Here is a 25,279-nt window from a genome sequence, read left to right as displayed (position 1 = left end):
TGGTCTCACTTCGTCAGCAGCCCTGCGCGGGGCCCCTGCGATCTTGGTAACAACAAGCCTGCCTCTGTGACAACTATCGTGCTTCGGCTCAACGAGCAGGTGCGGGCCCGGATGCCGACGTCAGGTCAGTAGTCGAGGTCGATGTCGTTGAGGGTGACGTCGGAGAGTCCCATGGCGCGGGCTCCGCCGTCCTGGAAGTAGATCTCTTTGAATCCTTCGGCGATGATCTGGCGCATCTCTTGATCGCTGGCGCCTGTGTTGCGGGCGTCGAACAGGCGCTGCGCGTACGCCGGGGGGAGATGCACGGTCAGGCGCCGGACGCGCCCGTCGTCGGTCGTGCCGATGGGTGCCGTGTACCCGAAGCGGGCCCTGGTCTCCACAGTGATCCCGGTCGCGGTGGCCGCCTGTTTCTGTCGGCGTTTGCGGACCTGGGGCTGCCATCGCTGCCGCACGGCGGCGTCGATCCGTTCGGCGATGGCCTGGGGCGGGTGCTTGCGTTCGCCCGTGCGGTAGCGCTCCACCGACCGCTGGCTGACCCCGATCTCCTCGGCGACAGCCCGGGTCGTCTTGAGCTGCTTGATCAGGTAACCGATCTGGCCCTTGAGGGTCTTGGGCGGCTGGCGGGTGAACGCTTCCCGGTCGGCCCGCTCGATGGCGTCCTCGATTGCTGCCACGGCTCAGCCCTTCTCGGCGGTGGGGTCCTGGCCGCCGGTGCCGGCCAGCGGCGGGAACCGGGTGTTGTGCGTCGGGACGATGTCGGGCACTGGCCTACTCTCCTGCGTCGAGGACGGCGTCGCCGCCCTTGATGTGGCGGGCGGGGTTGTAGCCCTGTTCCATGAGGTCGACGGCCCAGAGCATGGACTGGACGCCTGCGAGTTTGGCCAGGCTGGGGGTGGGTCCGAGGCGGAAGCCGCCGGGCTGGTGCTTGCCGGAGGCGGCGTAGGGCAGGAAGTCCAGCGACGAGTCGCCCGGTGAGGGGTAGACGACGCAGTCGGAGAGTACGGCGAGCGGGTACAGGCCCGTCATCGCCGCCATATTTCGCAGTTGGCGGTGCATGTTGATGCGGGCCTTGCTGATGACGGCGGCGCGGATGTCGGGGCGCCAGGTCGGCCGCTGAAGGGCCGGCCACCGCTCGCCCTCCTTGTAGCGCTTGCCCTGCGGGCGTTCGCGGAGCTTGCCGATGCCGCCCTTGACGGTGGCCTTGATCGCGGCCAGCACCGCCTCCATGGCCGGGTCGACGTCATTGTGCCGCTCCATCGCCGCCAGAAACGCCACGTCCGTGAGTTCCTTGGTGACGCCGAGGTCGGCGAGGGTGTCGACGTAGGCGGTCTGCAACCGGTCGTGCCACGGGCCCAGGTAGGCGCCGGTCTCGCGGCGCAGGTACCCCTCGAGGGGCTGGACGTTGCAGCCGAGCTACTGGGCGTAGGCGACGGTGTGCGTCTGGTACCAGGCCGCACCCGTCGGCCGCGTACCGTCCGGAGTGAACGGCGACGGCAGGCGCGGGTCCACCTCGACGTGAGACAGGTCGACCAGCCAGGAGCCGGGGATCTTCGGGTTGAAGGCCGGGGCGCGGAAGTGGTCGGGAGCGCTGAGGCCGACGACCAGGCGGGCAGCGGCGGCGAGAAAGGCGGTGTTGAGGTCCAGGCCTACCGCGTAGGGCAGCGTGCACTCCTCATCGCTCAGCAGGTCGACGTAGCGCACCCACTGGTAGGCCTCCTCGTTCAGGAAGCCGCCGCGCCAGCCGCTGTCTACGACGGCGGGGTGCTCGGGGGTGGCTTCCGGCGGCGCGGGGTCCATCGGCTCCGTGCCGAGGGAGCCGGGGTTGTTGTTGTCACCGGCGTAGCGATGAGACTGTTCGGCACCACCGAACAGACGCCATGCGCTACCTCGGCGCGGACCTCCTGAAATGCACCGCCAGGCTGCCCAGGTAGCCCGTCTGGTTCAGCTCTGAAGCGTGGCGAGCCAGTCGGTCAGCAGGCTGTTGACCTCGTCGGGGCGTTCCTGCTGGATCCAGTGGCCGCAGCCGTCCAGGAGGTGGGAGGCCGACAGGCGGGGGAGGGTGGTGGGGTAGGCGTCGATGGCGTCGGCCATCCAGGTGGTGGAGGCGCCCAGGGCGCCGCCGATAAACAGGGATGGCTGCTTGATCGGAGCTCCGCGGTGCGGGGCGAGGTCTTCCCAGTCGCGGTCCATGTTGCGGTAGCGGTTGAGGGCGCCGGTCAGGCCGGTGCGCTCGAACTCCCCGGCGTAGACGTCGATGTCATCCTCGCTCAACCAGGCCGGGAGCGGGCCGGCAGGGAAACGGTCGCACAGCTGACGGCCCAGGCCGACGAAGTGCGGGTCGGGCTCGCCCTCGGCAGGCATCGTGTCGGCGGACAGGGCCGCGTAGAAGCCTGCGAGCCAGCTCCGGACGTCAGGCTCGATCTCCGCCTCGGCACGGCCGGGCTCCTGGAAGTAGGAGACGTAGAACTCCTGCTCGGGGCCGCCGATCTGGCCGAAGACATCGGTGGGACGGGGACCGCCGGGCGGCGCGTAGGGGACGCTCAGCAAGCCGACCGCGCGGAAGACTCCGGGGTGGAGCAGGGCGGAGGCGGCGGCGATGTTGGAGCCCCAGTCGTGGCCGACGATCACCGCGCTCTCCTCGCCGAGGGCGCGCACGACGGCGACGGTGTCCTCCACCAGGTCGAGCATTCGGTAGGCGTCGATCGCTGCGGGCTTGGAGGAGCGGCCGTAGCCGCGCACGTCGATCGCCACTGCCCGGTACCCGGCCGCGGCGATGGCAGGGAGTTGGTGGCGCCAGGAGTACCAGGCCTCGGGGAAGCCGTGCACGAGCAGGATCAACGGGCCGGTGCCCTGCTCGACCAGGTGCAGGCGCCCGGCAGGGGCCTCGACGGTGCGGTGGCGGAGTGCGGCGGACGGCTCGGATCGCATGGGGGACTTCTCCTCAGTTCGCTGGCGGCTGGCGGGAACCCGTCGATCATGCGACGCGGCGGTTACTCGGCGCGATGAGCGTTGCCATCGTGGCAAGGTTGCAGGACAGGGCGGTGATGCGGCACGGTGGAAGGAACGGGGACGGTGGCAGGTGACGACGTGACGCAGACGCTGGCGGCGATGGGGCCGCGGCTGCGGGGTGTGCGCGAGCGCCGTGGCGTAACACTCGCCGCTGTCAGCTGCGCGACCGGCATCTCGCCCAGTACGCTGTCGCGGATCGAGACCGGCCGGCGCAAGCCCACCCTGGAGGTGGTGCTGCAACTGGCGAAGGAATACGGAATCTCCCTGGACGAGCTGGCCGGCACCACACCCGCCCCTGCGGCCGAGCCCCGCAGCGCGGCGCCGCACAGCTTCGGCGACGACAAGGCGGTGTTGCCGCTGACCCAGTACGTCGGCGGCCTGCACGCCCACAAGCACGTCCTGCCTGCCGTCGCGGAGCCGCCTGGGCGGCCCCGCCAGGTGTCCCACGAGGGCTACGAGTGGCTGTGCGTCCTGTACGGGCGGTTGTGGCTCGCACTCGGCAACCAGGACCTCGTCCTGACTGCCGGGGACGTCGTCGAGTTCGACACCCGCATCCCCCACGGAGTCGCAAACGCCGGATCCACCGGACCGGTCGAGTATCTGATCATGTTCGGGCCTCAAGGAGAACGCCTACGGCTGCGCACCCCTCCAGCCGCTGGTCGCGGAACTGGTGCCAGAAAGGCTGCTCAATGAGCAGTTGTGACAAGCCGCTTGCTTCGTCGGTGACAACCACGCTGCTTCGGTCGGTCTCATGCGCCACGTCATCCGGCTTTGTCACCACGGCAGCGTGTTGTCACAAAGGGCGGTCGGACGGAGCACGCCGGGCTGACTGTCGGGGGCCGTTGTGCAGCCAGGCGGCCGGTACAGCGCCGGAGCCGGTGACACTCACCGTGCTTCGCGCGCTGCTGGTGACAGGTAGCGCGCCGACCTGGTGACAAGCAGTGTGCTGTGTGCGATCGAGACAGCAGGGGGCTGGTCGGTTGCTATGTCTGGTTCGCTGCCTGTTTGACGGTCCTGATCACTGGTGCTGTTTCGATGTGTGTGATGGCTGGGAGTGCGGCGATCCGGGTGGTCAGGTACCTGTACAGCTCCCGTTGGTTCGTGCACACCACGCTCGCGTATAGGTTGGTCGGGCCGGTCGTAGCGGCGGCGAACGCGATCTCCGGATGCCCGGCCAGCGCCTGACCGGCCTCCTCCAGGTGTGTGGGGGCGACCGAGAGCCAGAGCAGGGTTCGGGCGTTCACGCCGAACATGCGCCAGTCGACGTCGATGTCGAGATAGAGCAGGCCGTGTTCGCGCAGCTCCGTCATCCGGCGCCGGACCGTCGTCGGCGACCAGCCGGTCGCCGCGGCCAACTGCTCGAATCCGGCCCGGCCGTCGGCGGCGAGCAGGGCGAGGAGTTTGCGGTCACCGTCGCCGAGCCGTACCGGTCCCCGTCGATGCGGCACCTGAGGCGGGCGCAGTCGCTCGATCGCCTCCACGTCCAGCGACCCGAGTTTTCCGACCAGGTTGTCCGGGCCGCCGTAGAAGGCGTGCAGTACGGAGTGCGCGGTCACGCCCTCCACGCGCGGGGTGCGGGGGAGTTTGGCCAGCAGCAGTGCCTCGCTGTCCGCCTCGCTCTCGGTACGGACCACGCAGGTGATCTCGGTGCCGCCGGAGCTGAGGCTCACCCAGGACGTGTCGGGGCGTCTTGCCAGCGCCTCGGCGACCGGGAGCGACGCGGCAGGCGCACATCGCACCCGCAGGAACCACAGGATGGCACCCGGCGCGGTGGGGTCGACCCCGCCCAGCACCCGTACCGCCCCGGCCGACCGCAACCGGGCGTACCGGCGGGCGATGGTGCGATCCGACACGCCGAGAACCTCGGCAATGGTGCTGAACGGGGCGCGGCCGTCGATCTGCAGGGCGTGCACGAGCCGACGATCCAGCTCGTCGTAGTCGGATTCCACCGAGCTGAGGTTAGACAGCGTCAGATATCAACGCAATGGAGCCGGTTTCTGGCTCGGGCGGCTCGGCCGACGGAGCGTTGCTTCTGTCTTGATCGAAACAGGCAGAGGAGAGTTCATGGACACCGATGTGCTCATCGTCGGCGCCGGCCCGACCGGAATGACTTTGGCCAACGAGCTGCTGATGGCGGGGGTGTCGACCGTGCTGGTCGACAAGCTGCCGCAGCGCAGCGACCTGTCCAAGGCAGGCGGCGTGCAGCCGCGCACCATGGAGATGCTCGACCAACGAGGGCTGCTGGAGCCCTTGCTGGCCACCGGAGATCATCCCGTCACCACCGGCCACTTCGCCGGTATCCAGCTCCCGCCCCGTTCCGCCCGTCACCGTCTGCCGTGGCGGTCCGTGCCGCAGGTGGTGATCGAGGGGTTCTTCGAGCAGCACCTCGCCGCGCATGGCCTCCAGGCCCGGAGGGACCACGAACTGGTCGGCCTCACCCAGGACGAGAAGGGGGTCACCGCGGCCTTCGCCAACGGCGCCACCCTCCGCTCCGGTTACCTCGTCGCCGCCGACGGAGCCCACAGCACCGTCCGGTCGCTGCTGCGGGCCGGGTTCCCCGGTCAGCCCGGTACGTTGACGATCACCGCCGCCGACGTGCGGTTGAGCGGTGTCGATTCGTCCGCGTCGCACACCTGGAACGAGGACGGACACTGGGCGGCACTGTTCCCGCTCGGCACCGATCCGCAGGGCAGGCGGCTGCGCCGACTGGTCCTCGGCGGGCCGGGCCGGTCACTGCCGAGGGAGGTCCCGGTCACCGAGGACGAAATCCGCGACGGCCTGCGCACCGTGTTCGGCACACGGGCGCAGTTGCACGAACTGCGCTACGCCCGCCGCATCACCAACGCGTCACGACAGGTCGAGCAGTACCGGCACGGGCGGGTGTTCCTGGCGGGTGATGCCGCCCATGTTCACCTCCCGCTCGGCGCGCAGGGCATGAACACCGGGATGCAGGACGCGCTCAACCTCGGCTGGAAGCTCGGCGCCGCCGTGCACGGCTGGGCACCGAAGAACCTGCTCGACACGTATCACGCGGAACGGCATCCGGCCGGGGCCGCCGTATTGCGCAACGTTCGGGCACAGAGCCTGCTGATGGACTGGGCCGGCACTCGCGATCCGGACGTGCTGGCCGCCCGGGAGATCTTCACGGCCATGGCCCAACTGCCGGGCGTCCAGGACTATCTTGCCGACCTGACGTCCGGGATGGCCGTCCGCTACCCGATGCCGGGCGCCGAAACCCATCCGCTCGTCGGCCGACCCGCGCCGGACCTGGACCTCGGTCCGGCCCGGGTGCACGAGCTGCTGCGATCCGGGCACGGCATCCTGCTGGACCCGGCCGACACGTTCGCCAAGGTCGCCGGCCCCTGGTCGGACCGCGTGGACCGGGTGGGCCAGGGCGCCGACACCGAGTCGATGCTCATCCGGCCGGATGGCTACGTGTGCTGGGCCGGCGCGGATGACCTGGAACCGGCGCTCGACCGTTGGTTCGGCGAGCCCCGCTGAGTCGACGTTCAGGGAGTCGGCTGTCGTGGAGAGGCTGGTGGTCACCAGTGGGCGCTGATGGTGACAACTACCGTGCTTCGGCTCAGGTGCTTGAAGGACCCTGAGCGTGAGGAAGGCGGCGGCGTCCCGGCGCGTCCAGGTGGCCGACGAGGACTGCGGGTTTCGCAGCAGAAGGCTGGACTCCCGCCGCCTGCCTCACGTCCGGGTGGCAGTTCGGCAGGGACCCGGATGCGATCTCACCGCCGCCGGCATCAAACCGGTCGTCGGGGACCTTGACGACGCGGCGCTGCTCAAGCGAGAGGCCAGCCGCGCCGACGCGGTCATCAATGCCGCTCACAGCGACCACCGCGGCGCTGTGGCCGCCTTTGTTGACGCTCTGCGGGGTTCGGGCAAGGTGTTGATCCACACCAGCGGGACCAGCGTCATCGGTGATGACGCCCAGGGCCAGTACGAATCCGAGGTGGTCTTCGACGACGCGAAGCCTTTCAGCCCGGGGGACCACGAGATCCGGCGGGCTCGGTATGCCATCGACCGCTCCCTCGTCGATGCCAGTGCAGCGGGAGTGCGTTCGGTGGTGCTGTGCAACTCACTGATCTACGGCAACGGCACGGGACTGCGCCCGCAGACCGTGCTGATCCCGCCGCTGGTCACACAGGCCCAGGCCAGCAAGACCGTCCGCGTCGTCGGCCGCGGCCTGAACCGCTGGTCGACGGTGCATCTCGATGACATGGCCGACCTGTATCACCTAGCGCTCACCGACCCCGCGGCCACGGGCTTCTACTTCGTGGAGGGCGGCGAGGACGCCTCGTTCGCCGAGATCGGTGAGGCGATCGCCCGTCGGCTGGGTCTGGGGCCGGTGGAGCCGTGAGATCTGGGTTCCGCTGCGGCCGCATGGGGGGAGGGCTTCTCCCGGTACGCCCTCGGCGCCAACAGCCGCGTCCGTGCCACCCGGGCTCACGACCTTGGCTGGCGCCCTCGCGCCCATCGATCACGAACTGGATTGAGCAGGAAATGCCCTTGCCGTGAGGCGGTCGGCGCGTCGGAGGTGGGGTGGCGCGCACCCCTTCGGCCATGCGCACATCCTGGCAGCGACCGGGACTTCGGGACGGTGCTGCGGGCGTTTCACATCGCTCGGCGTTTCCTCAGCTCAGCGAGCCATGCCCGTACCTGTTCGTCGTTGTGCAGGTAGCCGCCGCCCTCGCCCGCGGGGAGATCGATTCCGTAGAGGCGGTTCAGCGCCCACCAGGAGAGGTCGTCCCAGACGATGCCGTCCTCCATCACCCACCTCACCGCCCAGCGGTCGGCCTCGTCCCGGGACAGCCGACCCACGGCAAGCTCAGTGAAGCGACCTTGGATCTCATCGAGAGTTGGGTGGCCGCTGGCATCCATACCTTGACCGTACAGGCAGGGCGAACGTTGCTTGATGCGGCACTAGGGTGTGTGCCGAGTTCGGATCTTCAGGCGGGCTGGAGACTGCGGAGCCAGATGATGGCGCCGCGTAAGTGGAGTCCGGCAAGGTAGCTGGCCGGGGTCTTGTCGTAGCGGGTGGCGAGCCCGCGCCATTTCTTGATCTTGTTGATGCAGCGTTCGGCCGTGTTGCGCTCCATGTACAGGGCCGCATCGTGACTGACGGGGCGTCCACCACGCGAGCCGCGCTTCTTGACTAAGACAAGTGGCTGTGCCTCCGACAGGCGCCCGGGCCTGTCTTGGGCAGTTGAAACGGGGCGATGGCCAAATAAGGGTCCTTATCTAAGCACTTGCGGAGAAAGCATCTCGCGGGGATGCGGCCGACGCTATCCTGACCCGTCCGAGAATCTGGTCGATCCAAGGGGGAACAATGAGCAGATTCGGCACCGGGGCGAGACGGATCATGTCTGCGGTAACGGTTGTCGTGGCGACGGCCGGCATCATCACGGGCGGGGCGGGTGTGGCGTCGGCGACCGACCCCGCCGATGCGCCCCCCGGTTACGCGGGTCCGTTCTCTTACTGCCAGGGCAGCCGATACGACGCCGTCCACCTGGGAGACGGTCATGCCTACATCGACGTCTACTGGACCTCCGCAGGCAGCGGCCAACTGTGCGCGATGACCTACGACGTGGCAGAGGGACGGCACAACATGGAGGTCCGCATCCGCCGCACGGACTGGCAGACCTCCTGGTACGACAACGGGTTCTACGACAGGTACGCCGGCGCTATCTACGTCGGCGGCATGGAGGGACGCTGCGCCTACATCTCCGGGTGGGTGGAACACGACGGCCGCAGGTACTCCAACGGTGAGACCTTCTGCCCCTGACCCACACGTCCGTCGCGTTCACCCGGGGCTGGCCGGACGACCGTGCCGACCAGCCTCACCCGGCGAAGCCCTGCCCGATCCCTCTGGGGAAACGATCAGCGGGTCGCCGTAGGACGTGTGCCGAGTTCAGATCACGAGTTTGGTCGTTCTGCTGTCCCGGCTGGGTCCGGGGCGGTAGACAGGCGGGATGGCTCGGGGTGATCTCACAGACGGAGAGTGGGGAGTGATCGAGCCGTCTACGGCTTGCCCAGCGCGCCCTGATCGGCGTCTCCGGCCGCACGGACGACGTCGCGGAGCTGATCACCCGCCGACTCGCCACGCTCGCCCACAGCGGCCTCCAGGCCCTCGATAAGCCCACCGTGCGCGCGGTGGTCCGCCAGGCCCTCCGTGACATCCGGACCGCCCCGCCCCTGCCGCCCGCCGATCCGTCGGCGGATCCCGCGATCGCCGCGGCGCGTCGCCTGGTCGACGTCCTCGCCGCCAACAGTTGGCAGTCCCCGAGTTCGTGCCCAGGCCAGGAAGCAGGCCGCACCAGCACCGGCCTGGTCGTCGACACCCGCGCCCGGTTCGGCTTCACCGCCAACTCCCGGCCCCACCGATGACGCCCGCATCCGGCACCTGACCATCGCCCTGCCCTCGCAGTACGCGGCCCGCCTCTTCGACGTCCAGGAGGCCGACACGAGCGAGCGGCAGCTCCGCGACCTCACCGCCGAAGGCCTCGGCAAGGCCTACTCCTTGACGGCCGCCGCCGCGCCCACGGCCTGGATGTGGAGATCATGGACGCCGTGGCTTCGTCCACGAGGTCGGACAGCACATCGACCCGATTCGGGTAGGCAGCAGGCCCACGCGGCCGCGGCGCGATGTTCACGAGATCTGACAGCGCCACCAAGGGGTGGCTGGGGCGCGCGCCGCGCCCTGACGTACGTTCGGACCTATGACGCACGCCCTGAAATTCCGGCTGGTGGCTCAGTGAGGGGCTGGTGGGCCTATCTGGAGGAACAGACCTGTCGAGAGGTCGACGCGGCCGTGCTGAGGGATTGTCGGCTGTCGGCGGTCAGGTCCGTCTGGGAGGCGCTGCGTCCGTTGGGGGTGGGCCTCAACGAGGCCGAGCGGGTGGTTCACGCGCGATACGAGGCTCTCGGTGACCGAGTGCAGCGCACGCCGCCCGATCCGCTCGACATCCCCTCACTCTCAGCGCGTGCCGCGGCTCTCCCAGGCCGTGTGGCTGCGGTGGAGGCATTGTGGGACGGCGATACCGTGCATGACTGGTTCGTGCTCCTGGTTGCGGTCTTGGACTCTCCCGATGGGGAGGGCCACCTGGCGACCGTTTGCCACCGCCCTGGCGGTTCTCCTCCTGGCGTTGCCGCCGCCGAGCCCGGCCGGGCGCTGGCTGCCCACCTTGGCGTTGCGTTCCACTTCGCTTCCCCGGACGTCCCAGATGACGACGCCCCGCGCTGGCGGACAGTCCAGCGGCTGGCCGAAGGGCCGTGATTGCCGCCAGTCCTTCCTGCGGGTGAGTCACCCTTTTGATTACCGCGCCGCCCCGTGCACTCGTCTGGGTGAACGTAGGCCGTGCCGCAGTTGCCGGTCCGGCTCTGCCCAGGGGCGGAGGCGGCTTAAGGCCGTGTATCGGAAGTCCCAGATAGGAGGGGCGGGGTTCCTCTGTGAGCCAGAATGCTCGGATGGTCATGCTTGAGACTCCCCGGTTAGTCCTGCGTCGTTGGCGCGCGGATGACGTTGTGCCCATGGCTGCGGTCAATGCCGATCCCGAGGTGATGCGGTGGATCGGTGACGGCAGTGTCCGTGACGAACAGCAGACGCGCCGTGCCATCGAGGCATTGGAGCGCGAGTGGGACACCCAGGGATTCGGCCTGTTCGCCGTGGAGATTCGCTCGACTGGCGAACTGGCCGGATTCACCGGTCTTTCGGTCCCCGACTTCATGCCGGAGCTCCTGCCTGCGGTTGAGGTCGGCTGGCGGCTGGGGCGTGCCCACTGGGGGCAGGGCCTGGCCACGGAGGCCGCGAGCGACAGGTGTGGGACGACCTGAGCCAGGCCTTGGGGGAGGGGCCACCGCTTCCCGAGGGGTCCTCACTGGTTCATGGGAAGCGTGAGCACCAGGCTGCCTACGCCGTAGCCCGGACGCGGGCCGCCCGCACGGTGACGTTGCTGCGCACCCATCTCATGCACATGGGCATGTGGGCCGACCTGGTCCATCTGCACCGCACCACCCGGGTAGCACTCATCCTGATCCACCACGCCGATCTCCCGGAGGACCTCAGGCATCTGCTGCAGCACTGCGACCACCAAGTGACCGACACGATCGAGGGCATGAGGATGCTTCACTGCGTCCCGCAGCTCGGTGCATGCCCCTGAACACCGCCCATACTCAATGAAACAACAATACGTTGTTTCATTGAGTGATGAGGTAAGCTGGGCCACATGGCACGTGATGCTCGTGACGAGGCCCGGCGGCGTTTGTCCGCCCTCGCGCCGGACCCCACCGCTCAGTGGGCTCCGGCGCGCAGCCTGGAACGTGATGCCGCCCTGCTGGGGCGGCTACTGACGGCTGCCGCCAACCACCAGCAAACCGGCGGCCGTGCGGCGGACGTGACCTCGGATGATCTCGGTGCGGCGCTCAGCCTGTTCGAAGACATGCGGCATCAGCTGGACCGGTTGGAGTCCCAAGTGGTCATCGAGGCCAGGCGCCGTGACATGGACTGGCGCCAGATCGCGCAGCATCAGGGGCTGAACTCGCAGCAGGCTGCCTCCCAGCGCTATCAGCGGCTGATGACCCGCCTCGAAGAGATCCGCCAGGGCGTCAGGTAAGAAGGGGGAAGCTCAGATGACGGACCAGCCGCAGGAACTGTTCGCCGCTGTCGACTCGCTGCTTGCCGCCGTCGATGACGGTACCGTGCTGCCTTTGCCGGCCGAGCGGGTAAGACTGCGTGAGGCGGCCGGGCTGACCCGGGCCGCCATCGCTCAGGCCCTCGGTACGCGCGTGCCGAGCATCGAGGCGTGGGAGGACGGCCGGGCCGAGCCGAAGGGGGAGCGCCGCGAGGCATACCGCCGTCTGCTCGAGGGGCTCGCTCAGCGCCATCCCGCCCCCTCCCCGCCCTCCAGCCGGCCCGCGGCTCAACCGAAACCGCCTTCTGAGTCCTCGACTCAGAACACGCCGGCGCCGACGGCACGTCCTGCTCGATCGAGGGGCCAACGCGTGCTGCCGACGCACGGTTTCCCAACGGGCCGCTGGCGGTGCTGGACGGGGACGGCACCGCCTACTGCCTGGGCGGGGTGCTGCTGGAGTGCCCCGCGGCCACGATCCCGCAGCTGGCTGACTGGGTGCTGCGTCAGTCCGGGCTGGGTGCGGAGAGGCTGCACCGGCACGGCAAGGACTTTGACCCGCTGATCGTCCTCACCGCTCAGGCAACTGCCCGCTTCGGCCTGCCCGCCCAGCTGGAGGACCGCCGGAGCCTGCGCCTGCCCGACGATCATCCAGTGGTGCGTCAACTCGACGGTGCGGATTGGAAGCTGACGCGCCGTGGGTTCGGCCCCTGGCCGCGTATCTACCGGCCGGCCCAGGACGGGCGCCGCCAGTGCGTGCAGCTCGCCATCCTGCCCTGGGGCGCCCTCGACACCCGTTCCTGGGGGACAGCCGGCCAGCTGGAGCCGGCCGAACTCGCCCGCCTGCTGTTCACCTACGCCACCCGCGTGCTCACCCCCTGCGGCTCTACCGCCGTCACCGGCCTGGAACTGATGACCGCGCTGCGCCCGCCCACCCGCGCGGTCAAGGACCCCGCCACCGGGAACTGGGTCTCCGGCCCGGTGGCCGGCTCGCTGAGCGAGGCGGTGGAGTGCGCCCCGCCCGAGGCTCCCGACGGACATCCGGCCGTCGCCGCCCTGTATCCCCGCTTCCACCAGCGCACCCCCGACCAGGGGCTGGACGAAGAGGCCTACCAGTGGGCGAGGCCGCTGACGGACGAGGAATGCATGAAGCCCTACGTCGTCGGCATCGACGTCAACATGGCCTTCGCCGCGGCCGCCAACCGGCTGACCGTCGGCCTGTCCGCCCCCGTCCACGTCCACCGCCCGGTCTTCGACGCGAAACTGCCCGGCTCCTGGCTGGTCGACCTCTCCCACATCCGCCTCGACGAGCGCCTGCCCAGCCCGTTCACCCCCCACGGCGAGCCGCCCCAGGGCCCGGCCTGGTACGCGACGCCCACCGTCGCCTACGCCGTCGAGCTCGGCTACCCCGTCACCCCCATCGAGGCCTACCTGCGCTACGAACACGGCCCCTACCTGGACGCCTGGTACACCCGGCTACGCGACGCCTACCTCGCCACCATGGCCGACCTCGGCGTCACCCCGGGCATGCCCGAGGAACAGTTCCTGGCCGCGATGGCCGGCTACCAGCAGACCGATCCCGTCCTTGCCGCGGTGCTCAGCGCCGTCAAGGCCACCGTCAAGGGCGGTATCGGCAAACTGCGCGAGCGGGCCCGCAGCGGCGGCTGGCGACCGGGCGAGGCGTGGCCCGCCCTCGCCCGCCCGACCTGGCGCCCCGACATCCGCGCCGCTGTCATCGCCGGCGCCCGCACCAACATGCACCGCAAGATGCTCAAGCTCGCCACCCACGCCGGCCTGTACCCGGTCGCGATCCTCTCCGACTGTGCCGTCTACGCCTCCGACGGCCCCAGCCCCCTCGACTTCCTGCCCTACCAGGACGGCAAGCCGCTGCCCGGAGGCTTCCGGCTCGGCGTCTCACCCGGGATGGTCAAACACGAGGGCACCCAGAGCGTGCTGTGGGCCGAGGGCCTGCTCGAAAAATACGGCCCGGACGTAAACATCGCCCGGCACATCAAGACCGGCATCGTCTCCGGCCAGGACGAAGGGGAGTAGGCACCGATGGGCATCCTCGCCGACAGCCTCGACAAGGCCGACGCCGCACACTTCACCCGCCCCCTGCCGAAGTCGGCCCAGAAGCAGATGCAGTACCTGGTCAAGCAGACCAAGGGCACCCAGGCCGCAGCCGACCTGCTCGGCGTCACCCAGCGCACCGTCGAGCGCTACCTCACCGGACAGTTCAAGCAGCCCCGCCGCGACCTCGCGGAACGGCTCGCCGACGAGGTCCGCAAACGGTGGCAGCCCCGGGTGCGCGAGAGGGCAAAAAAGCAGGCCGCCACGACCGGCGGCATCGTCATCGACACCCGAGCACGCTTCGGATTCACCGCAGCCCCGGGCACCACCGACGACCCGCGACTGCGGCCCATCACCCAGGGCCTGCCGCCTGCCTACGCCGCACGGCTCTTCGACGCCCACGCCGCCGGAGCCGCCGAACAGCAGCTCCAGGACATCGTGGCCGAAGGACTTCAGGAGATCTACTTCAAGGACCGCGGACGGCGCGCACACGGCCTGCTGGTGGACTTCACCGACATCGACTACCTCGACGTCGACTACTGACCGGGGCGGTGCTCCTTCCGCGCGCTCCGGCATCTTGAGCCAAAGCCCGATAGATGTCACCTAGGCAGGCTTGTTGTCACCTTCGAGGTCGGGCGCCGGAGTCGGGTGTGTCGGCCGGCTCCATGGTGGCGGGTCGGCGTCCGCCGCAGCAGGCCACCACTACTGTCGCCGTGGAGTTCAGGAAGATCGTGAACCAGGATGATCTGTCCATCGCGTCGATGGATCCGGTACGAAGCGGCTCTTCCCCGGCTCGCAGAAGGATGTCGACACTGTCGGCCAGGCCATCGATCGTGTGGCCACGCTTCAAGGAGTGGTGCATTCGCGCCCGGAAGACGCCCGCGTGCCGGTTGGCCGGGACAAGGCCGTCCCAGACGACGAAGTCAGCCCCGGCGATCAAAGCGTCGCGTGCAGGCCCGCATGCCGGAGTCTGTTCGCGGAGCATGGCGATGAGGTCGTCGCGAGTCACACTGCGACCCGCCGACAGGAAGACCAGTGATCGGCTATGTGAGACAACTCCAGCGCCTCTCTGGTGACATTCCGACTGCTTCGGCCTGGTTCCTTCGCAGGCTATCCGGTGCCGTCGGTGACAACCACCGAGCCTCGGCACACATCTGCGCCTGAGTGCTCGAGCAACTGGGCGTGATAATTGGCCGGTACGCCCCGCTACCGGTTCAGGGGAGTTCCTCCCCGTACCGGGCGAGCAGCGCGCGGAGTGCGTTGGCCCTGTGGCTGTGAACGACTTCTCTGGCCCCACGGGAACGAGTTTTTTGGCCCCTGCGACTTGATCGGGAAATGAGTGTTCGTCAGAAGTGGCCCCAGGGGCGGCCTTGCGGTGGGAGCATTGGTGTGCTTCCGATAGGCAGGGGGCCCGGATGGACGGCCCGAGATCCAAGGTCGAGCTTTTCGCGGCGATCCGCCGGGGACTCGCGTACGGAGAAGCTGTCAATCCATGAACTCTCCCGCCGCTATGGGGTCACCGGCGGCTGATGTGGACGTTCGCGTAATTCCCCGGGGCTGAGTTCACGTAATTCCCCAGCCCCTGGGGTGGCGGCGACTACTTGATCGTGGGGTCGGTCGGTTTGCTGGTGGAGTTCTTGGGTCGCTTGTTCGGACGGTAGCTGGGGCCGTTCATGATGACCTGGTGGCTGGTGTTGATCAGTCGGTCGAGGAGCGATTCGGCGACGACGGGGTTGGGGAAGAGGGGATACCAATCGCTGGGCGCCCTGTTGCTGGTGATGATCAGGGACCGGCCCTGCCGCTCGGAGACCAGCTCGTAGAGGTCGTCGGCCTGGGACGCGTCCATCTGGCGCATCGCGAAGTCGTCCAGGATGAGCACGTCCGGACGTACCAGTTCCCGGAGCCGCTTGTCCCAGGTGCGGTCGGCGTGTCCGCCGGCGAGCTCGGCAAGGACACGGCTGGTCTTCGCGAAGCGGACGTGGGCGCCCTGGCGGACGGCGAGGTGTCCGAGGGCCTGCGCGATGTGCGTCTTGCCGACTCCGACCGGGCCGAACAGGATGACCGACTCACCGGCGTGCAACCAGCGCAGGGCTCCCAGATCACGGATCTGGGCGGCGGGCAGCTTCGAGGAGGCGGTGAAGTCGAACTCTTCCAGGGTGACCTGCTGCTCGAACTTCGCTCGCTGCAGGCGCCGTTGGAAGGCGACGGTCTCGCGGCGGGTGATCTCGTCCTGGCAGAGGACCTGGAGGAAGTCCAGGTGGCCGAGCTCGCCGCCGTGGGCCTGGGCCAGGCGGGCGTCCAGGGTCTCCAGCATGCCGGACAGTCGCAGGGCTTTCAGTGAGTCCCGCAGGGCGGTGTCCATCACGCTCATCAGGCATCAACCTCGGCTTCGTCGTGCACCTGGTCGTCGCGGACGGCATCCGCTGTGTCGGTGGTCGTCGTGGTGGCGAAGAGCTGGTCTGGTCCGCGCAGGAAGGCCGCGGCTCCGGCATCGCCGCTGGTCTCAGGCTCGGGGTCGGTCTCGGTGCCAGCGATGAGGATGCCCTTGATGGTGCGGTAGGACGGGTCACCGACCGCGATGGCCCTGGCGCAAGCGGCCTCGAGCCTGGTCTCGCCGTACTTCTTCCGCAGCCCGAGGACGCCCTGGGCAGCGCGGAGCCGATAGAGCGCGTTGACCTCCAGTACTTGGTCGATGACCTCGCGGCAAGCGTCACCGATCTCGGATGCCTGGCTGCGGCACCAGACCGGGGTCCGCATTTGGAAAGCGATCTTCTCCGGTGGGTAGTCGTTCCGGTCCGTGCGTTTGCCCTGGTCAAGAGCCGCATGTGTCTTCACGAGCTGGCCGTTGTGGAAGACCTGCACCATCGTGGCGGTGGACCTGACGTCGACCTTCCGGCCGATCAGCTTCCATGGCACCGAGTAGAGGGTGCGGCCGACCTTGATGTGGATGTCCGGGCCGACCGTCGCGGTCGACCAGCGGGCCAGGACGAACGGCCTCGGCGGCAGGGGCAGCAGTTCGGCGGCCTCCAGGGCTTCGAACACGGTCATCGGTGCGGCCCCGCCGAGCGGCCGGCACTGACGCCGGCCGGCGACCTGCTGGCTCCAGGTCACCGCCTCGGCCTGCATGTGCTCGATCGAGATGAACTCCCGGCCCCGCCAGAAAGAGTCGCGGACATAGGGCATCGGCCGCTCGACCCGCGGCTTGTCCTTCGGCTTGGAGGCCCGAGCCGGGTCCACCAACGAGCCGTAGTGGGTGGCCAGTTCGGCATACGACTTGTTGATCTTCGGGTCGTAGAGGTCCGGCTTGTCGACTCCGGTCTTCAGGTTGTCCGGGACCAGCCGGCGCGGGACACCGCCGAAGTAGCGGAAGGCCGCGACGTGCGCTTCTGTCCAGGCGTGCTGGTCCAAGTGCAGGACCGGGCGGACGAACATGTGGCGTGAACAGGGCAGCACCATCACGAAGGCCCAGATGCGGTGCCGCTTGCCGGTGCGGGGGTTGATCCACTGGCCCAGGAAGCCGTAGTCGATCTGGGCTTCCGAGCCGGGCTCGACCTCCTCACGGAGAACCGTGACCTGCGACTTCGACACCTCGTCCGGCAGGGTGGCGTGCACCCACCGGCGGAAGGATGAGATCGACACCATCAGCTTGCGCTCGTCACGCAGCCGCTGATGAATGGTGGAGATGGTCACCGTCCCCAGCAAGCTCTTGATGTAGTCGCGGTGCTTGTCGATCTCTGGCCAGGTCACCTGCCTCAGTCGCCTGTCGGCCAGTTCCGGGAACCAATCCTTGATCAGCTTGGCCCAGTCGGTCTCGCTCATCGGCGGGCCACCCGGGGTGATCCCGGATGCCTCCGCCGGGGCCAGGTACTTCCTAACCGTCTTGCGGTCCAGCCCCAGCGACGCGGCCAGCGCGCTCTTGGAGCGGCCTGCGTACCAGTGGACGTAGATCTCGGTGATGTCGACCACGACGAACGTTCTCCTCGCCATCCGGGCTGCCCATCGGCCATCCGAGCCACGGGATGGGGAACATGAGCAGCTCCGCGACGACCAGGTCCCTCGATCCCGGACTCCGCGCTACCCATGGCCAAACAGGAGGAATCTGGATAAAGGATTTCGGAACCTCAAACCGCCCAAGATGGGGAAAGCTTGATTGGCTTTGTTCACCAGCTTCGACAGCACTTGCTCAGCGTTTCGGGAGGTACTCCAGCCACGTCATGTTCGATGTTCACCACAAGCGGCAGCGACGCTAGCGAGTCCGGTCGGCGCCGAAGCACGGCACCAAGCCGGTAGAAATCCGTTGTCGTGCCATCGCCGCGGTCGCATGCTTCAGACCGTGACCACTGAAGACGACTCCACCGATGCCACCGTCACCATGCCTGTCACCGTGCGCGATCTGCTGCCCCAGGATTTGCCAGCGTGCACCTGGTCCGGCTCGGCCACCCACCTACGCCACGTAGAGCGAGAGCTGGCCCGAGCTGCGTCGGGCAAGGTGGACTACCTGGCTGTATGCACTCCCTTGGATCTGCCGGTGGCGATCGGCGGCATCGACTACGAGGTCACCGAGGAAGCCGGAACCCTGTGGCAGCTCGCCGTGCTGCCGGCGCTGCAGTCCTGCGGCTTGGGAACGCTGCTCGTCCGCGCTGCCGAACAGCGGATCAGGCACCGCGGGCTGCGCAGGGCCGAACTCGCGGTGGAGGAGGACAACCCCCGGGCGCGCGCCCTGTACGAGCGCCTGGGCTACGTCGCACACGGCCGCAAACCGGAAGCCTGGGACGAGGAAGGGCCCGACGGGTCGATCCGTCGCCACGAGACGATGTGCGTTCTCATGCGAAAGAGCCTCTGAGCCCGCGTCCAGTGGCGCTTGCGCGACGGGGGCAGCCAGGTGGTCGTCGCTCAGCGGCCTGTCCCAGGCGCCGTTGAGTACCCGGCGGGTCGGTGCAGGTGCTGTCGAAACTGGTGAATGTTCGATTCGCACCCACCGCCGTCTGCTGCCCGAAGCGGTGAACAAATGCTGCCCGCTGTCGTTGACAGAGCCACTTGATCGTCGACACCCGGTGTTGAGCAGGTAATGCCAGTGCATCATGCGATCTTCGGGCTCGATACTGGCGGCGTGATGATGAGTGCTGCGGATGCATTGGCTGTGATCAGGGCTCTTGAGGCCGGGGGCATCGACGTGTGGCTCGGAGACGGAGGCTGGGGCGTTGACGCCCTCCTCGGAGAGCAGACACGTCCCCACAAGGACGTCGACGTGATCGTCCGGGTCGATCAAGCCCGTGACCTCGTAGCAGTCCTCCAGGCGCGCGGGTTCGCCGTGGCTGAGGGGCGCCTGAGTTCCTGTTTCGTCCTCCGTGACCAGAACGGACGCACCGTGGATGTCCACCCTGTCGTCTTCGACCGGGACGGCAACGGCAACTACACCATGGAAAACGGCGAGGTGTGGGTCTATGCCGCCGCATGGTTCGGCGGCAGCGGAGTCATCGAGGGACAGCCCGTACGCTGCCTGACCGCGCAGGGGCAGGTGCTATGCCACACCGGGTACCCGCTCGACAACGAGGACCGGCAGGACATGGCGGCCCTACACCGACGTTTCGGCGTGGAGTTGCTGCCCGAACAACTGCCTACCGCCACGAACTGAGCGCAAGTCCTCCCGGCCGCCGTCCCCATGGCGAATTTCGCGATCGCCCGGGTGGGGAATTACGTGACGCCCAAGCGGCGCAAAGTGGGGAATTGCATGACCGTCGACAGCTGATCCGCGAAGCCCTGACCTCGCCGTGGCCCGCCCCGCGCAAGCCGATGCAGCAGCGGGCATCGGTGCTCGACCCCTACAAGCACCTGATTGATGCGATCCTGCGCGCCGACCTGGACGCTCCGCGCAAGCAACGCCCACACAGCCAAGCGGGTCTTCGACCGGCTGGTGGACGAGCACGGTATGGACAACGTCTCCTACGGCCGGGTCCGGGACTACATCAGGCGCCGCAAGCCCGAGATCTGGGTCGAGGAGGGCCGCGGACCACCCAGCGTGTTCAATCCACAGACCCACCGGCCCGGTGAAGAGGCCGAGGTCGACTTCGGCGACGTCTACGTCACCCTGAACGGCGTGCGCACTCTGTGCTACCTGTTCGTTTTCCGACTCTCCTTCTCCGGAAAGGCCGTCCACCGCGTTTTCGTCTCGCAAGCCCAGGAAGCCTTCTTCGAGGGCCACCTCCACGCTTTCCAGGTGCTGGGAGGGCTGCCGCGAGGAAAAGTCCGCTACGACAACCTAAGCTCCGCGGTTGCTCAGGTCCTCGGTTTCACCCGGGCCCGCGTGGAGACCGAGCGCTGGACCGCGTTCCGCTCCTGGGCCGGCCTGGAGGTCTTCTACTGCCGGCCGGGCATTGACGGCGCCCGAGAAGGGCGGCGTCGAGGGCGAGGTCGGCCGATTCCGCCGCAACCATCTGGTCCCCGTCCCCGACGTCACCACCCTGGCCGAGCTCAACGCCCGGATCGACGTATGGGACCAGCAGGACGACCAGCGCCGGATCGGCGAGCGCCCGCGCACCGTCGGCGAGTACTTCGCCATCGAGAAGCCCCTGCTGCAGCCGCTGCCCGAGGACCACTTCGAGACCGGGCGGCTGCTGACCCCACGGGTGGACCGCTACGCGCAGATCACCGCGCGGATGAACCGCTACTCGGTACCGGTGCGGCTGATCGGCCGCCAGGTCCGCGTCCTGCTGCACGCCTCGGAGGTGGTGGTCTACGACGGCCGCGCCGAGTCGCCCGGCACGAGCGTCTGGCCACCCGGGGCGGGAGCCGTCTGGACCTGGACCACTACCTGGAAGGACTGCTGCGCAAGCCCGGCGCTCTGCCCGGGGCCACTGCGCTGGACCAGGCCCGGGCAGCGGGGAAGTTCACCCCGGTACACGACGCCTGGTGGGAGGCCACGAGCCGTGCGCACGGCGACGCGGCCGGCACCCGCGCGTTGATCGAAGTCCTGCTGTTGCACCGGCATATGAGCCACGACCATGTCGTCGCCGGGATCGCTGCCGCTCTGCGGGCCGGTGCCCTGACCTCGGATGCAGTGGCCCTGGAAGCACGCCGGGCCGCCGAACGGGAGGGCCCCGGTGAGGCCGGCCCGGACACGGCACTCGGGCGGATCGGTTCCCCGGTGATCTCGCTGACCGAACGCCGCCTGGCCGCACTGCCGCCCGACTCACGTCCGCTGCCGTCGGTGGCCGCCTACGACCAACTCCTGCGTCACACCCGGCCGTCAGCCGGGCGTCCCACCAGTTAAGGAGCCCCGCCATGAGCGTCACCCGTCACCGCGGCCTGACCGAACAGGCTGCCGACGCGGCCATCGACGCCGCCTGCCGCAACCTGCGGCTGCCCACGATGCGCGGCCAGTTCTCCGAGCTCGCCGACGCCGCGGTCCGCGATCAGATGACCTACCGCGAGTTCCTGGCCGAGCTGCTGATGGCCGAGTGCGACGACCGCAACCGCCGCCGTTGCGAGCGCCGGATCAAAGCCGCGGACTTCCCCCGCGAGAAGGCACTGCGCACCTTCGAGTTCGACGCGAACCACGCCATCGACCCAGCTGCATCCACACCCTGGCCTCGTGCGACTGGGTCCGCAAAGGGCTGCCCCTGTGTCTGATCGGCGACAGCGGCACCGGCAAGTCACACCTGCTGATCTCGCTGGGCACCGAGGCCGCGATGGCCGGCTTCCGGGTCAAGCACGTCCCGGCCACCAAGCTCGTCAACGAGCTCGTCGAGGCCGCCGACGAGAAACTGCTGACCAAGACGATCGCCCGCTACGGACGAGTCGATCTTCTCTGTATTGACGAGCTGGGCCTACATGGAGCTGGACCGGCGCAGCGCCGAGCTGCTGTTCCAGGTTCTGACCGAGCGCGAGGAAAAGAACAGCGTGGCGATCGCCTCCAACGAGTCGTTCTCCTCCTGGACCAAGACGTTCACCGACCCGAGGCTCTGCGCGGCCATCGTGGACCGCCTCACCTTCGGCGGCAACATCATCGAGACCGGCAGCGACTCCTACCGACTCGCCCACACCAAAGCCCGCCAGCAGGCCGCTGCCGTCTCCTGACGACACCGGGCCCTTCCTTCCCAGGCGCCGATCACACCGACCGGAGGACGGGTCAACGTGGAGAGCCCGCAGGTGTCGGCGTACACCTGCAGGAGAAGAACAACATGCCCTCGCCGGGCAGGCAGGCTCCAGGATGACGCGCGCAGAAGCGGAACGGTCACGCTGGCATGGTGGCCGGTTTGGTTGTCATCCCGTCGCCCGATCTGATGGCTATCACGCCGCCCTGGGACCGCAAGCTTGGCGAATTCGGCCGGCGGATCGGAAATGGGTTGCGGTCCCAGCACGGCGTGACCGAGGCGCCATCAGGCGACGGGATGACAACCAAACCTCGACGGGCGCAAAGAAGGGCGGCGCGGCCCCTGGATCAGGACGATTGCGGGACCAGGGCGCTGTAGTCCTCGCCGGTGTTCATCTTGACGAGGAGCGCAGTGTCGAAGTAGTCGGTCCACCGGCTGATCTTGCCGCCAGTGATAACGAAGGTGCCCATCACCGGAACCCCGTGCTTGATACCGTCCGGTGTACGGATCATGTCGACCCGCTCGGTGAGCACGACATCACCGTCCCCAGCCAGGTTGACCGTCCGGTACTCATAGCTGTCTGGGAACGCCGTCATCTGCTGAGCCAGGTTCTCCACGATGGCGTCGACACCGACCGTCGGCGGCATACCGACGTTGTGGTACACGGCGTCGGCAGTGAAGAAACGGCGCAGGACCTCCGCGTCACGTTTGACCATCAGGTCGCAGAACTCGCTCACCAGCGCTGTGTTGGTGCTCATCATGTCCTCCGAATCAGTCCACATACAACCTGTATGTGGACCATACTGAGGGCATGTCGAACGAGCAACCCCCCACCCGGGCCTCCGCGATCGCGCAGCGGTCAGAGGCCACCCGCGCGGCCCTACTCGAGGCGGCCAGGCGCCTGTTCGTGACCAAGGGCTACTTCAACACCGGGACCGAGGAGATCGTGGCCGAAGCGGGGGTCGGGACGAGGGGTGCGCTCTACCACCACTTCAACGGCAAGAAGGCGCTCTTCCACGCGGTATTCGAAGCCGTCGAGACCGAGCTCTTGACCGCCGCCTCAGGCGCAGACCAGATCGGCAGCGCCGCCGAACAACTCAGATCCGGGCTGCTCGGATTCCTCGACGCTGCCGCCAGCCACCGTGACGTGCAGCAGATCCTCCTCATCGACGGACCCGCCGTCCTCGGCTGGCAACAATGGCGCACCCTGGAGGAAAAGTACGGACTCGGCGCCATCCGCACCCTCCTCGAACGCGCCGTCACCGAAGGCACCATCGCCCCACAACCCCTCGACGCGCTCGCCCACATCCTGCTCGCAGCACTCGACGAGGCGGCCCTCTACATCGCCAACGCCCCCGACCCCGACACAGCCAAAGAAGAATCCGCCACCGCCATGGAACGACTCCTCCGCGGCATCAGCGCATAACCCCAGACGCGATCTCATCACCCAGTCCAACCGGGGACGCTTCCAGCGATCGAGCGCACCCACTCCCTGTACCACATTCGTGCAACACGACACCGGCGAAGCACGACAGACGACGATCATTGACGAACACGTCGACCGCAGCTCAGAAGCCATAGCCCTGCTGCGCCGCTGGTCACCCCAGACCCGAATAAGGCCAGGGGGACGCGCGCTCAGCCGATGACCTCGACACGGTACGGGTTGGGATCTACGTCCGGCGGTCCACCGACGACGAACACCAGCCCTACTCCATCGAAGCCCAAGACAACCGCCTAGAGTCCTATGTGGACTCACAACCGGACTGGCGGCTGTCCAAGCGGCTTTCTGATGACGCCTCCGGCGCGACCACCGACCGTCCAGGGCTGCAACGCGCACTCGCCGCCGCGCGTGCCGGGCTCATTGACGTGCTGCAGCACACCGGGGCGACGTCAATGCTCGGTTGCTGCGCACGAGCGAACTCGTGCGGGCCAAGGTCGCGGGCCGCAAGAAGGACCGGAGGGGAGCCGATCTCATCGGTGCCAACCTCAAAGCCGCCAATTTGCAGGGCGCCAACCTCCGCGGGGCCTACCTCATAGCCGCCGACCTCAAGGACGCCGACCTGAGAGCGGCCGATCTGATCGGTGCCGACCTGCGAGACGCCGACCTGAGCGGCGCAGACCTCACCGACAGCATCTTCCTCACCCAGTCCCAGTTCAACGCGGACAAGGGCGACATGGCCACGAAACTGCCGCCGGCTCTTACCCGCCCCACGCACTGGTAGTCCCTTGGCCCGGGGCGGCAGGACAGCCACCACGAACCGACGGGCCCAGTGGGGCCAAAAAATTCGTTCAAATCATGCCCCGAAGATCACCATCTGGGGCCAAAAAACTCGTTCCCGTGGGGCCGACAGACTCGTTCGAAGCCAGGCAGGTGCCAAAGCACCTCGTCGGTCTCCCGGTTGTGGTGCCAGGCTCCCAGTGTGCGGGTGGTCACCAGCCGGTCGAGAAGCTCTCCGGTCTGCTGCGGGTTGTGCCCGCACAGGCGGGCGAGGACGTCCATGTCGGCGCTGTGTTCGGCATCGACGGACGTGTGTGCGGCCAGCACCAGGGCGGTCAGCCGCAGGGCGGGCGGCGCGGCCGGCAGGGCCAACGGGGCGGGGCGCAGCGCCCAGTGGGCGGCGCGGCAGCGGGCACGGCGACCGGGTACCTGGTCCAGGACCGCGGCATCGAGCAGCCGCACCTGCACGGGCACCGACCTGACGGCCGGCGGCTCCAGCCAGCCGGCGTGGGCCAGCTCCTGCCACAGCTCCCGGTGCCCGCCCAGGTGCATGCCGCGCAGCAGACCCGTCGGCAGCCGGACATGCCCGCGGCTGTTGGTGCGCAGGGCGCATTGCAGGCCCAGCAGCCGGGCGGCGGGGAGGTGAACCGGGGCAGCGCGGCACCGAGGTAGGTGAGCATCTCCCGCACCCGCACCCGCAGCCGCTGGTCGTCGGACTCTGCCCGGAGCCCTACCAGCGGCTGCGGCGGCGCGCAGGCAGAGGGAAGCGGCCGGGGAGAGTTGACCAGCATGTCCGGCACCACGGCGGTATGGCTGGTCGCCGCCGCGCAGGCCGCGCAGGTGTCGGCCAGGCGCCAGGTGCGGCCGCTGCGGTCGCGGGTGAGGGCCAGTAGCACCGGCCCGCCGCATCCCTGGCGACGCGGATGCCACAAACAGCCCTGCACCCGGCACTGGCAGCTGCGCAGATACGCCGGCAGCGCGTCGGCGCGGGCGTGGCAGGCCAGATGTGCCAGGGCGGCGGACCGCGCGGAGGAGGCCGTAAGGGGGGAGGTGTGGGCGGTGCAGGAGGGGCAGACGAGGGTGGGGCCGCCCGCCCGCGGACGCAGCTCCACTGTCCAGATGCGCCGCACTGCGGCATGCGCGCCACCGAGCCTCATGTGACGCTCGGAGGGGGGCTTGTTGGTGTACGGGGCGGCGGCTGGCCTGGTGTGTTGTTGGTTCGCTGAGAGGCTGGGGGGAGTGGCTTTGGGGGG

Annotated in this window: 23 protein-coding genes and 7 pseudogenes; 19 read left to right on the top strand and 11 right to left on the bottom strand. The window is 68.5% G+C overall.

The genetic code is table 11. The features are described from left to right. Positions 1–125: 125 nt before the first annotated feature. The 3 genes and pseudogenes from tpg (ACIBK3_RS45170) to ACIBK3_RS45160 all read right to left on the bottom strand — a co-directional run bounded on the left by tpg (ACIBK3_RS45170) (position 126) and on the right by ACIBK3_RS45160 (position 2,928). Entirely contained in the window at positions 126–674 is a 549-nt protein-coding gene (gene tpg / locus ACIBK3_RS45170) for a telomere-protecting terminal protein Tpg (protein ID WP_399374385.1), read from the bottom strand. 94 nt (positions 675–768) lie between these two features. Next, positions 769–1,824 (bottom strand): annotated as a pseudogene (locus ACIBK3_RS45165) (transcriptional regulator); the annotation flags it as partial. 117 nt (positions 1,825–1,941) lie between these two features. Beyond that, positions 1,942–2,928, bottom strand: coding sequence for an alpha/beta fold hydrolase (locus ACIBK3_RS45160; protein ID WP_399374382.1), 987 nt, complete (start codon positions 2,926–2,928; stop codon positions 1,942–1,944). Positions 2,929–3,072: 144 nt separating this feature from the next. Between ACIBK3_RS45160 and ACIBK3_RS45155 the strand changes: the two genes are divergently transcribed. After that, complete coding sequence (locus ACIBK3_RS45155) at positions 3,073–3,702, top strand: helix-turn-helix domain-containing protein (RefSeq protein WP_399374378.1); 630 nt, start codon at positions 3,073–3,075, stop codon at positions 3,700–3,702. A gap of 290 nt (positions 3,703–3,992) precedes the next feature. Here the strand turns inward: ACIBK3_RS45155 and ACIBK3_RS45150 are convergent, their stop codons facing one another. Then, entirely contained in the window at positions 3,993–4,958 is a 966-nt protein-coding gene (locus tag ACIBK3_RS45150) for an Lrp/AsnC family transcriptional regulator (protein ID WP_399374376.1), read from the bottom strand. A gap of 115 nt (positions 4,959–5,073) precedes the next feature. Here ACIBK3_RS45150 and ACIBK3_RS45145 point away from each other — a divergent pair, with 115 nt between their 5' ends. Next, on the top strand, positions 5,074–6,510 hold the full coding sequence (locus ACIBK3_RS45145; RefSeq protein ID WP_399374374.1) for an FAD-dependent monooxygenase: 1,437 nt from the start codon (positions 5,074–5,076) through the stop codon (positions 6,508–6,510). A 139-nt stretch (positions 6,511–6,649) separates the two neighbouring features. Beyond that, positions 6,650–7,378: an NAD-dependent epimerase/dehydratase family protein gene (locus tag ACIBK3_RS45140; RefSeq protein ID WP_399374371.1), complete on the top strand. Its 729-nt coding sequence runs from the start codon at positions 6,650–6,652 to the stop codon at positions 7,376–7,378. A 254-nt stretch (positions 7,379–7,632) separates the two neighbouring features. Here the strand turns inward: ACIBK3_RS45140 and ACIBK3_RS45135 are convergent, their stop codons facing one another. Then, complete coding sequence (locus ACIBK3_RS45135; protein WP_399374369.1) at positions 7,633–7,839, bottom strand: hypothetical protein; 207 nt, start codon at positions 7,837–7,839, stop codon at positions 7,633–7,635. 128 nt (positions 7,840–7,967) lie between these two features. Beyond that, positions 7,968–8,171 (bottom strand): annotated as a pseudogene (locus ACIBK3_RS45130) (IS5/IS1182 family transposase); the annotation flags it as partial. A gap of 209 nt (positions 8,172–8,380) precedes the next feature. Between ACIBK3_RS45130 and ACIBK3_RS45125 the strand changes: the two are divergent. The 7 genes and pseudogenes from ACIBK3_RS45125 (at position 8,381) to tpg (ACIBK3_RS45095) (ending at position 14,258) form a co-directional block, all read left to right on the top strand. Next, positions 8,381–8,803 (top strand): hypothetical protein, encoded by a 423-nt coding sequence (locus tag ACIBK3_RS45125; RefSeq protein ID WP_399374368.1) that lies wholly within the window; start codon positions 8,381–8,383, stop codon positions 8,801–8,803. 368 nt (positions 8,804–9,171) lie between these two features. After that, positions 9,172–9,405 (top strand): hypothetical protein, encoded by a 234-nt coding sequence (locus ACIBK3_RS45120; RefSeq protein WP_399374367.1) that lies wholly within the window; start codon positions 9,172–9,174, stop codon positions 9,403–9,405. A 1,086-nt stretch (positions 9,406–10,491) separates the two neighbouring features. Beyond that, positions 10,492–10,830, top strand: a pseudogene (locus ACIBK3_RS45115) (GNAT family N-acetyltransferase); the annotation flags it as partial. A gap of 5 nt (positions 10,831–10,835) precedes the next feature. After that, positions 10,836–11,177, top strand: coding sequence for a hypothetical protein (locus ACIBK3_RS45110; protein WP_399374365.1), 342 nt, complete (start codon positions 10,836–10,838; stop codon positions 11,175–11,177). 66 nt (positions 11,178–11,243) lie between these two features. Beyond that, entirely contained in the window at positions 11,244–11,630 is a 387-nt protein-coding gene (locus tag ACIBK3_RS45105; protein ID WP_399374364.1) for a hypothetical protein, read from the top strand. 16 nt (positions 11,631–11,646) lie between these two features. Next, a pseudogene (gene tap, locus ACIBK3_RS45100) lies at positions 11,647–13,697 on the top strand (telomere-associated protein Tap). Between the two features lie 6 nt (positions 13,698–13,703). Then, positions 13,704–14,258: a telomere-protecting terminal protein Tpg gene (gene tpg, locus ACIBK3_RS45095; RefSeq protein ID WP_399374361.1), complete on the top strand. Its 555-nt coding sequence runs from the start codon at positions 13,704–13,706 to the stop codon at positions 14,256–14,258. A gap of 76 nt (positions 14,259–14,334) precedes the next feature. Here the strand turns inward: tpg (ACIBK3_RS45095) and ACIBK3_RS45090 are convergent, their stop codons facing one another. The 3 genes from ACIBK3_RS45090 to istA form a co-directional block, all read right to left on the bottom strand. Then, positions 14,335–14,724: a hypothetical protein gene (locus tag ACIBK3_RS45090; RefSeq protein WP_399374359.1), complete on the bottom strand. Its 390-nt coding sequence runs from the start codon at positions 14,722–14,724 to the stop codon at positions 14,335–14,337. A gap of 588 nt (positions 14,725–15,312) precedes the next feature. After that, on the bottom strand, positions 15,313–16,086 hold the full coding sequence (gene istB / locus ACIBK3_RS45085) for an IS21-like element helper ATPase IstB (protein ID WP_399374358.1): 774 nt from the start codon (positions 16,084–16,086) through the stop codon (positions 15,313–15,315). After that, entirely contained in the window at positions 16,086–17,681 is a 1,596-nt protein-coding gene (gene istA, locus ACIBK3_RS45080) for an IS21 family transposase (RefSeq protein WP_399374356.1), read from the bottom strand. Before istA ends, istB (ACIBK3_RS45085) begins: the two co-directional genes overlap by 1 nt. Positions 17,682–18,036: 355 nt before the next feature. On the opposite strand from istA, the gene ACIBK3_RS45075 reads away from it, so the two are divergent. The 5 genes and pseudogenes from ACIBK3_RS45075 to istB (ACIBK3_RS45055) all read left to right on the top strand — a co-directional run bounded on the left by ACIBK3_RS45075 (position 18,037) and on the right by istB (ACIBK3_RS45055) (position 21,791). Beyond that, complete coding sequence (locus ACIBK3_RS45075) at positions 18,037–18,558, top strand: GNAT family N-acetyltransferase (RefSeq protein WP_399374354.1); 522 nt, start codon at positions 18,037–18,039, stop codon at positions 18,556–18,558. 231 nt (positions 18,559–18,789) lie between these two features. Further along, positions 18,790–19,350 carry a nucleotidyltransferase domain-containing protein gene (locus ACIBK3_RS45070; RefSeq protein ID WP_399374353.1) on the top strand — a complete coding sequence of 187 codons (561 nt, stop codon included), beginning with the start codon at positions 18,790–18,792 and terminating at the stop codon, positions 19,348–19,350. Positions 19,351–20,089: 739 nt separating this feature from the next. Next, the gene (locus ACIBK3_RS45065) at positions 20,090–20,677 is read left to right on the top strand and encodes a Mu transposase domain-containing protein (protein WP_399374352.1); all 588 of its coding nucleotides are present in this window, start codon (positions 20,090–20,092) and stop codon (positions 20,675–20,677) included. 26 nt (positions 20,678–20,703) lie between these two features. After that, entirely contained in the window at positions 20,704–20,985 is a 282-nt protein-coding gene (locus tag ACIBK3_RS45060) for a hypothetical protein (RefSeq protein WP_399374350.1), read from the top strand. 11 nt (positions 20,986–20,996) lie between these two features. Continuing rightward, positions 20,997–21,791 (top strand): annotated as a pseudogene (gene istB, locus ACIBK3_RS45055) (IS21-like element helper ATPase IstB). A 364-nt stretch (positions 21,792–22,155) separates the two neighbouring features. Here istB (ACIBK3_RS45055) and ACIBK3_RS45050 read toward each other — a convergent pair. After that, entirely contained in the window at positions 22,156–22,566 is a 411-nt protein-coding gene (locus ACIBK3_RS45050) for a limonene-1,2-epoxide hydrolase family protein (RefSeq protein WP_399374349.1), read from the bottom strand. 53 nt (positions 22,567–22,619) lie between these two features. Here ACIBK3_RS45050 and ACIBK3_RS45045 point away from each other — a divergent pair, with 53 nt between their 5' ends. From ACIBK3_RS45045 to ACIBK3_RS45035, 3 genes and pseudogenes are all read left to right on the top strand, one after another. After that, positions 22,620–23,234 (top strand): TetR/AcrR family transcriptional regulator, encoded by a 615-nt coding sequence (locus ACIBK3_RS45045; RefSeq protein WP_266531530.1) that lies wholly within the window; start codon positions 22,620–22,622, stop codon positions 23,232–23,234. Between the two features lie 242 nt (positions 23,235–23,476). Beyond that, positions 23,477–23,620: pseudogene (locus ACIBK3_RS45040) on the top strand (recombinase family protein); the annotation flags it as partial. Between the two features lie 59 nt (positions 23,621–23,679). Then, positions 23,680–24,030: pseudogene (locus tag ACIBK3_RS45035) on the top strand (pentapeptide repeat-containing protein); the annotation flags it as partial. An 86-nt stretch (positions 24,031–24,116) separates the two neighbouring features. On the opposite strand, the gene ACIBK3_RS45030 reads toward ACIBK3_RS45035, so the two are convergent. Continuing rightward, positions 24,117–24,578 (bottom strand): hypothetical protein, encoded by a 462-nt coding sequence (locus tag ACIBK3_RS45030; RefSeq protein ID WP_399374348.1) that lies wholly within the window; start codon positions 24,576–24,578, stop codon positions 24,117–24,119. A 237-nt stretch (positions 24,579–24,815) separates the two neighbouring features. On the opposite strand from ACIBK3_RS45030, the gene ACIBK3_RS45025 reads away from it, so the two are divergent. Continuing rightward, positions 24,816–25,187, top strand: coding sequence for a hypothetical protein (locus tag ACIBK3_RS45025; protein ID WP_399374347.1), 372 nt, complete (start codon positions 24,816–24,818; stop codon positions 25,185–25,187). The last annotated feature ends 92 nt before the right edge of the window (positions 25,188–25,279 follow it).

Origin of the sequence: Streptomyces sp. NPDC050287 (assembly GCF_044459385.1) — a bacterium.
GTDB lineage: Bacteria > Actinomycetota > Actinomycetes > Streptomycetales > Streptomycetaceae > Streptomyces.
Note: the sequence above shows the minus strand (reverse complement) of the source record. Positions and strands in the feature narration are given on the sequence as shown.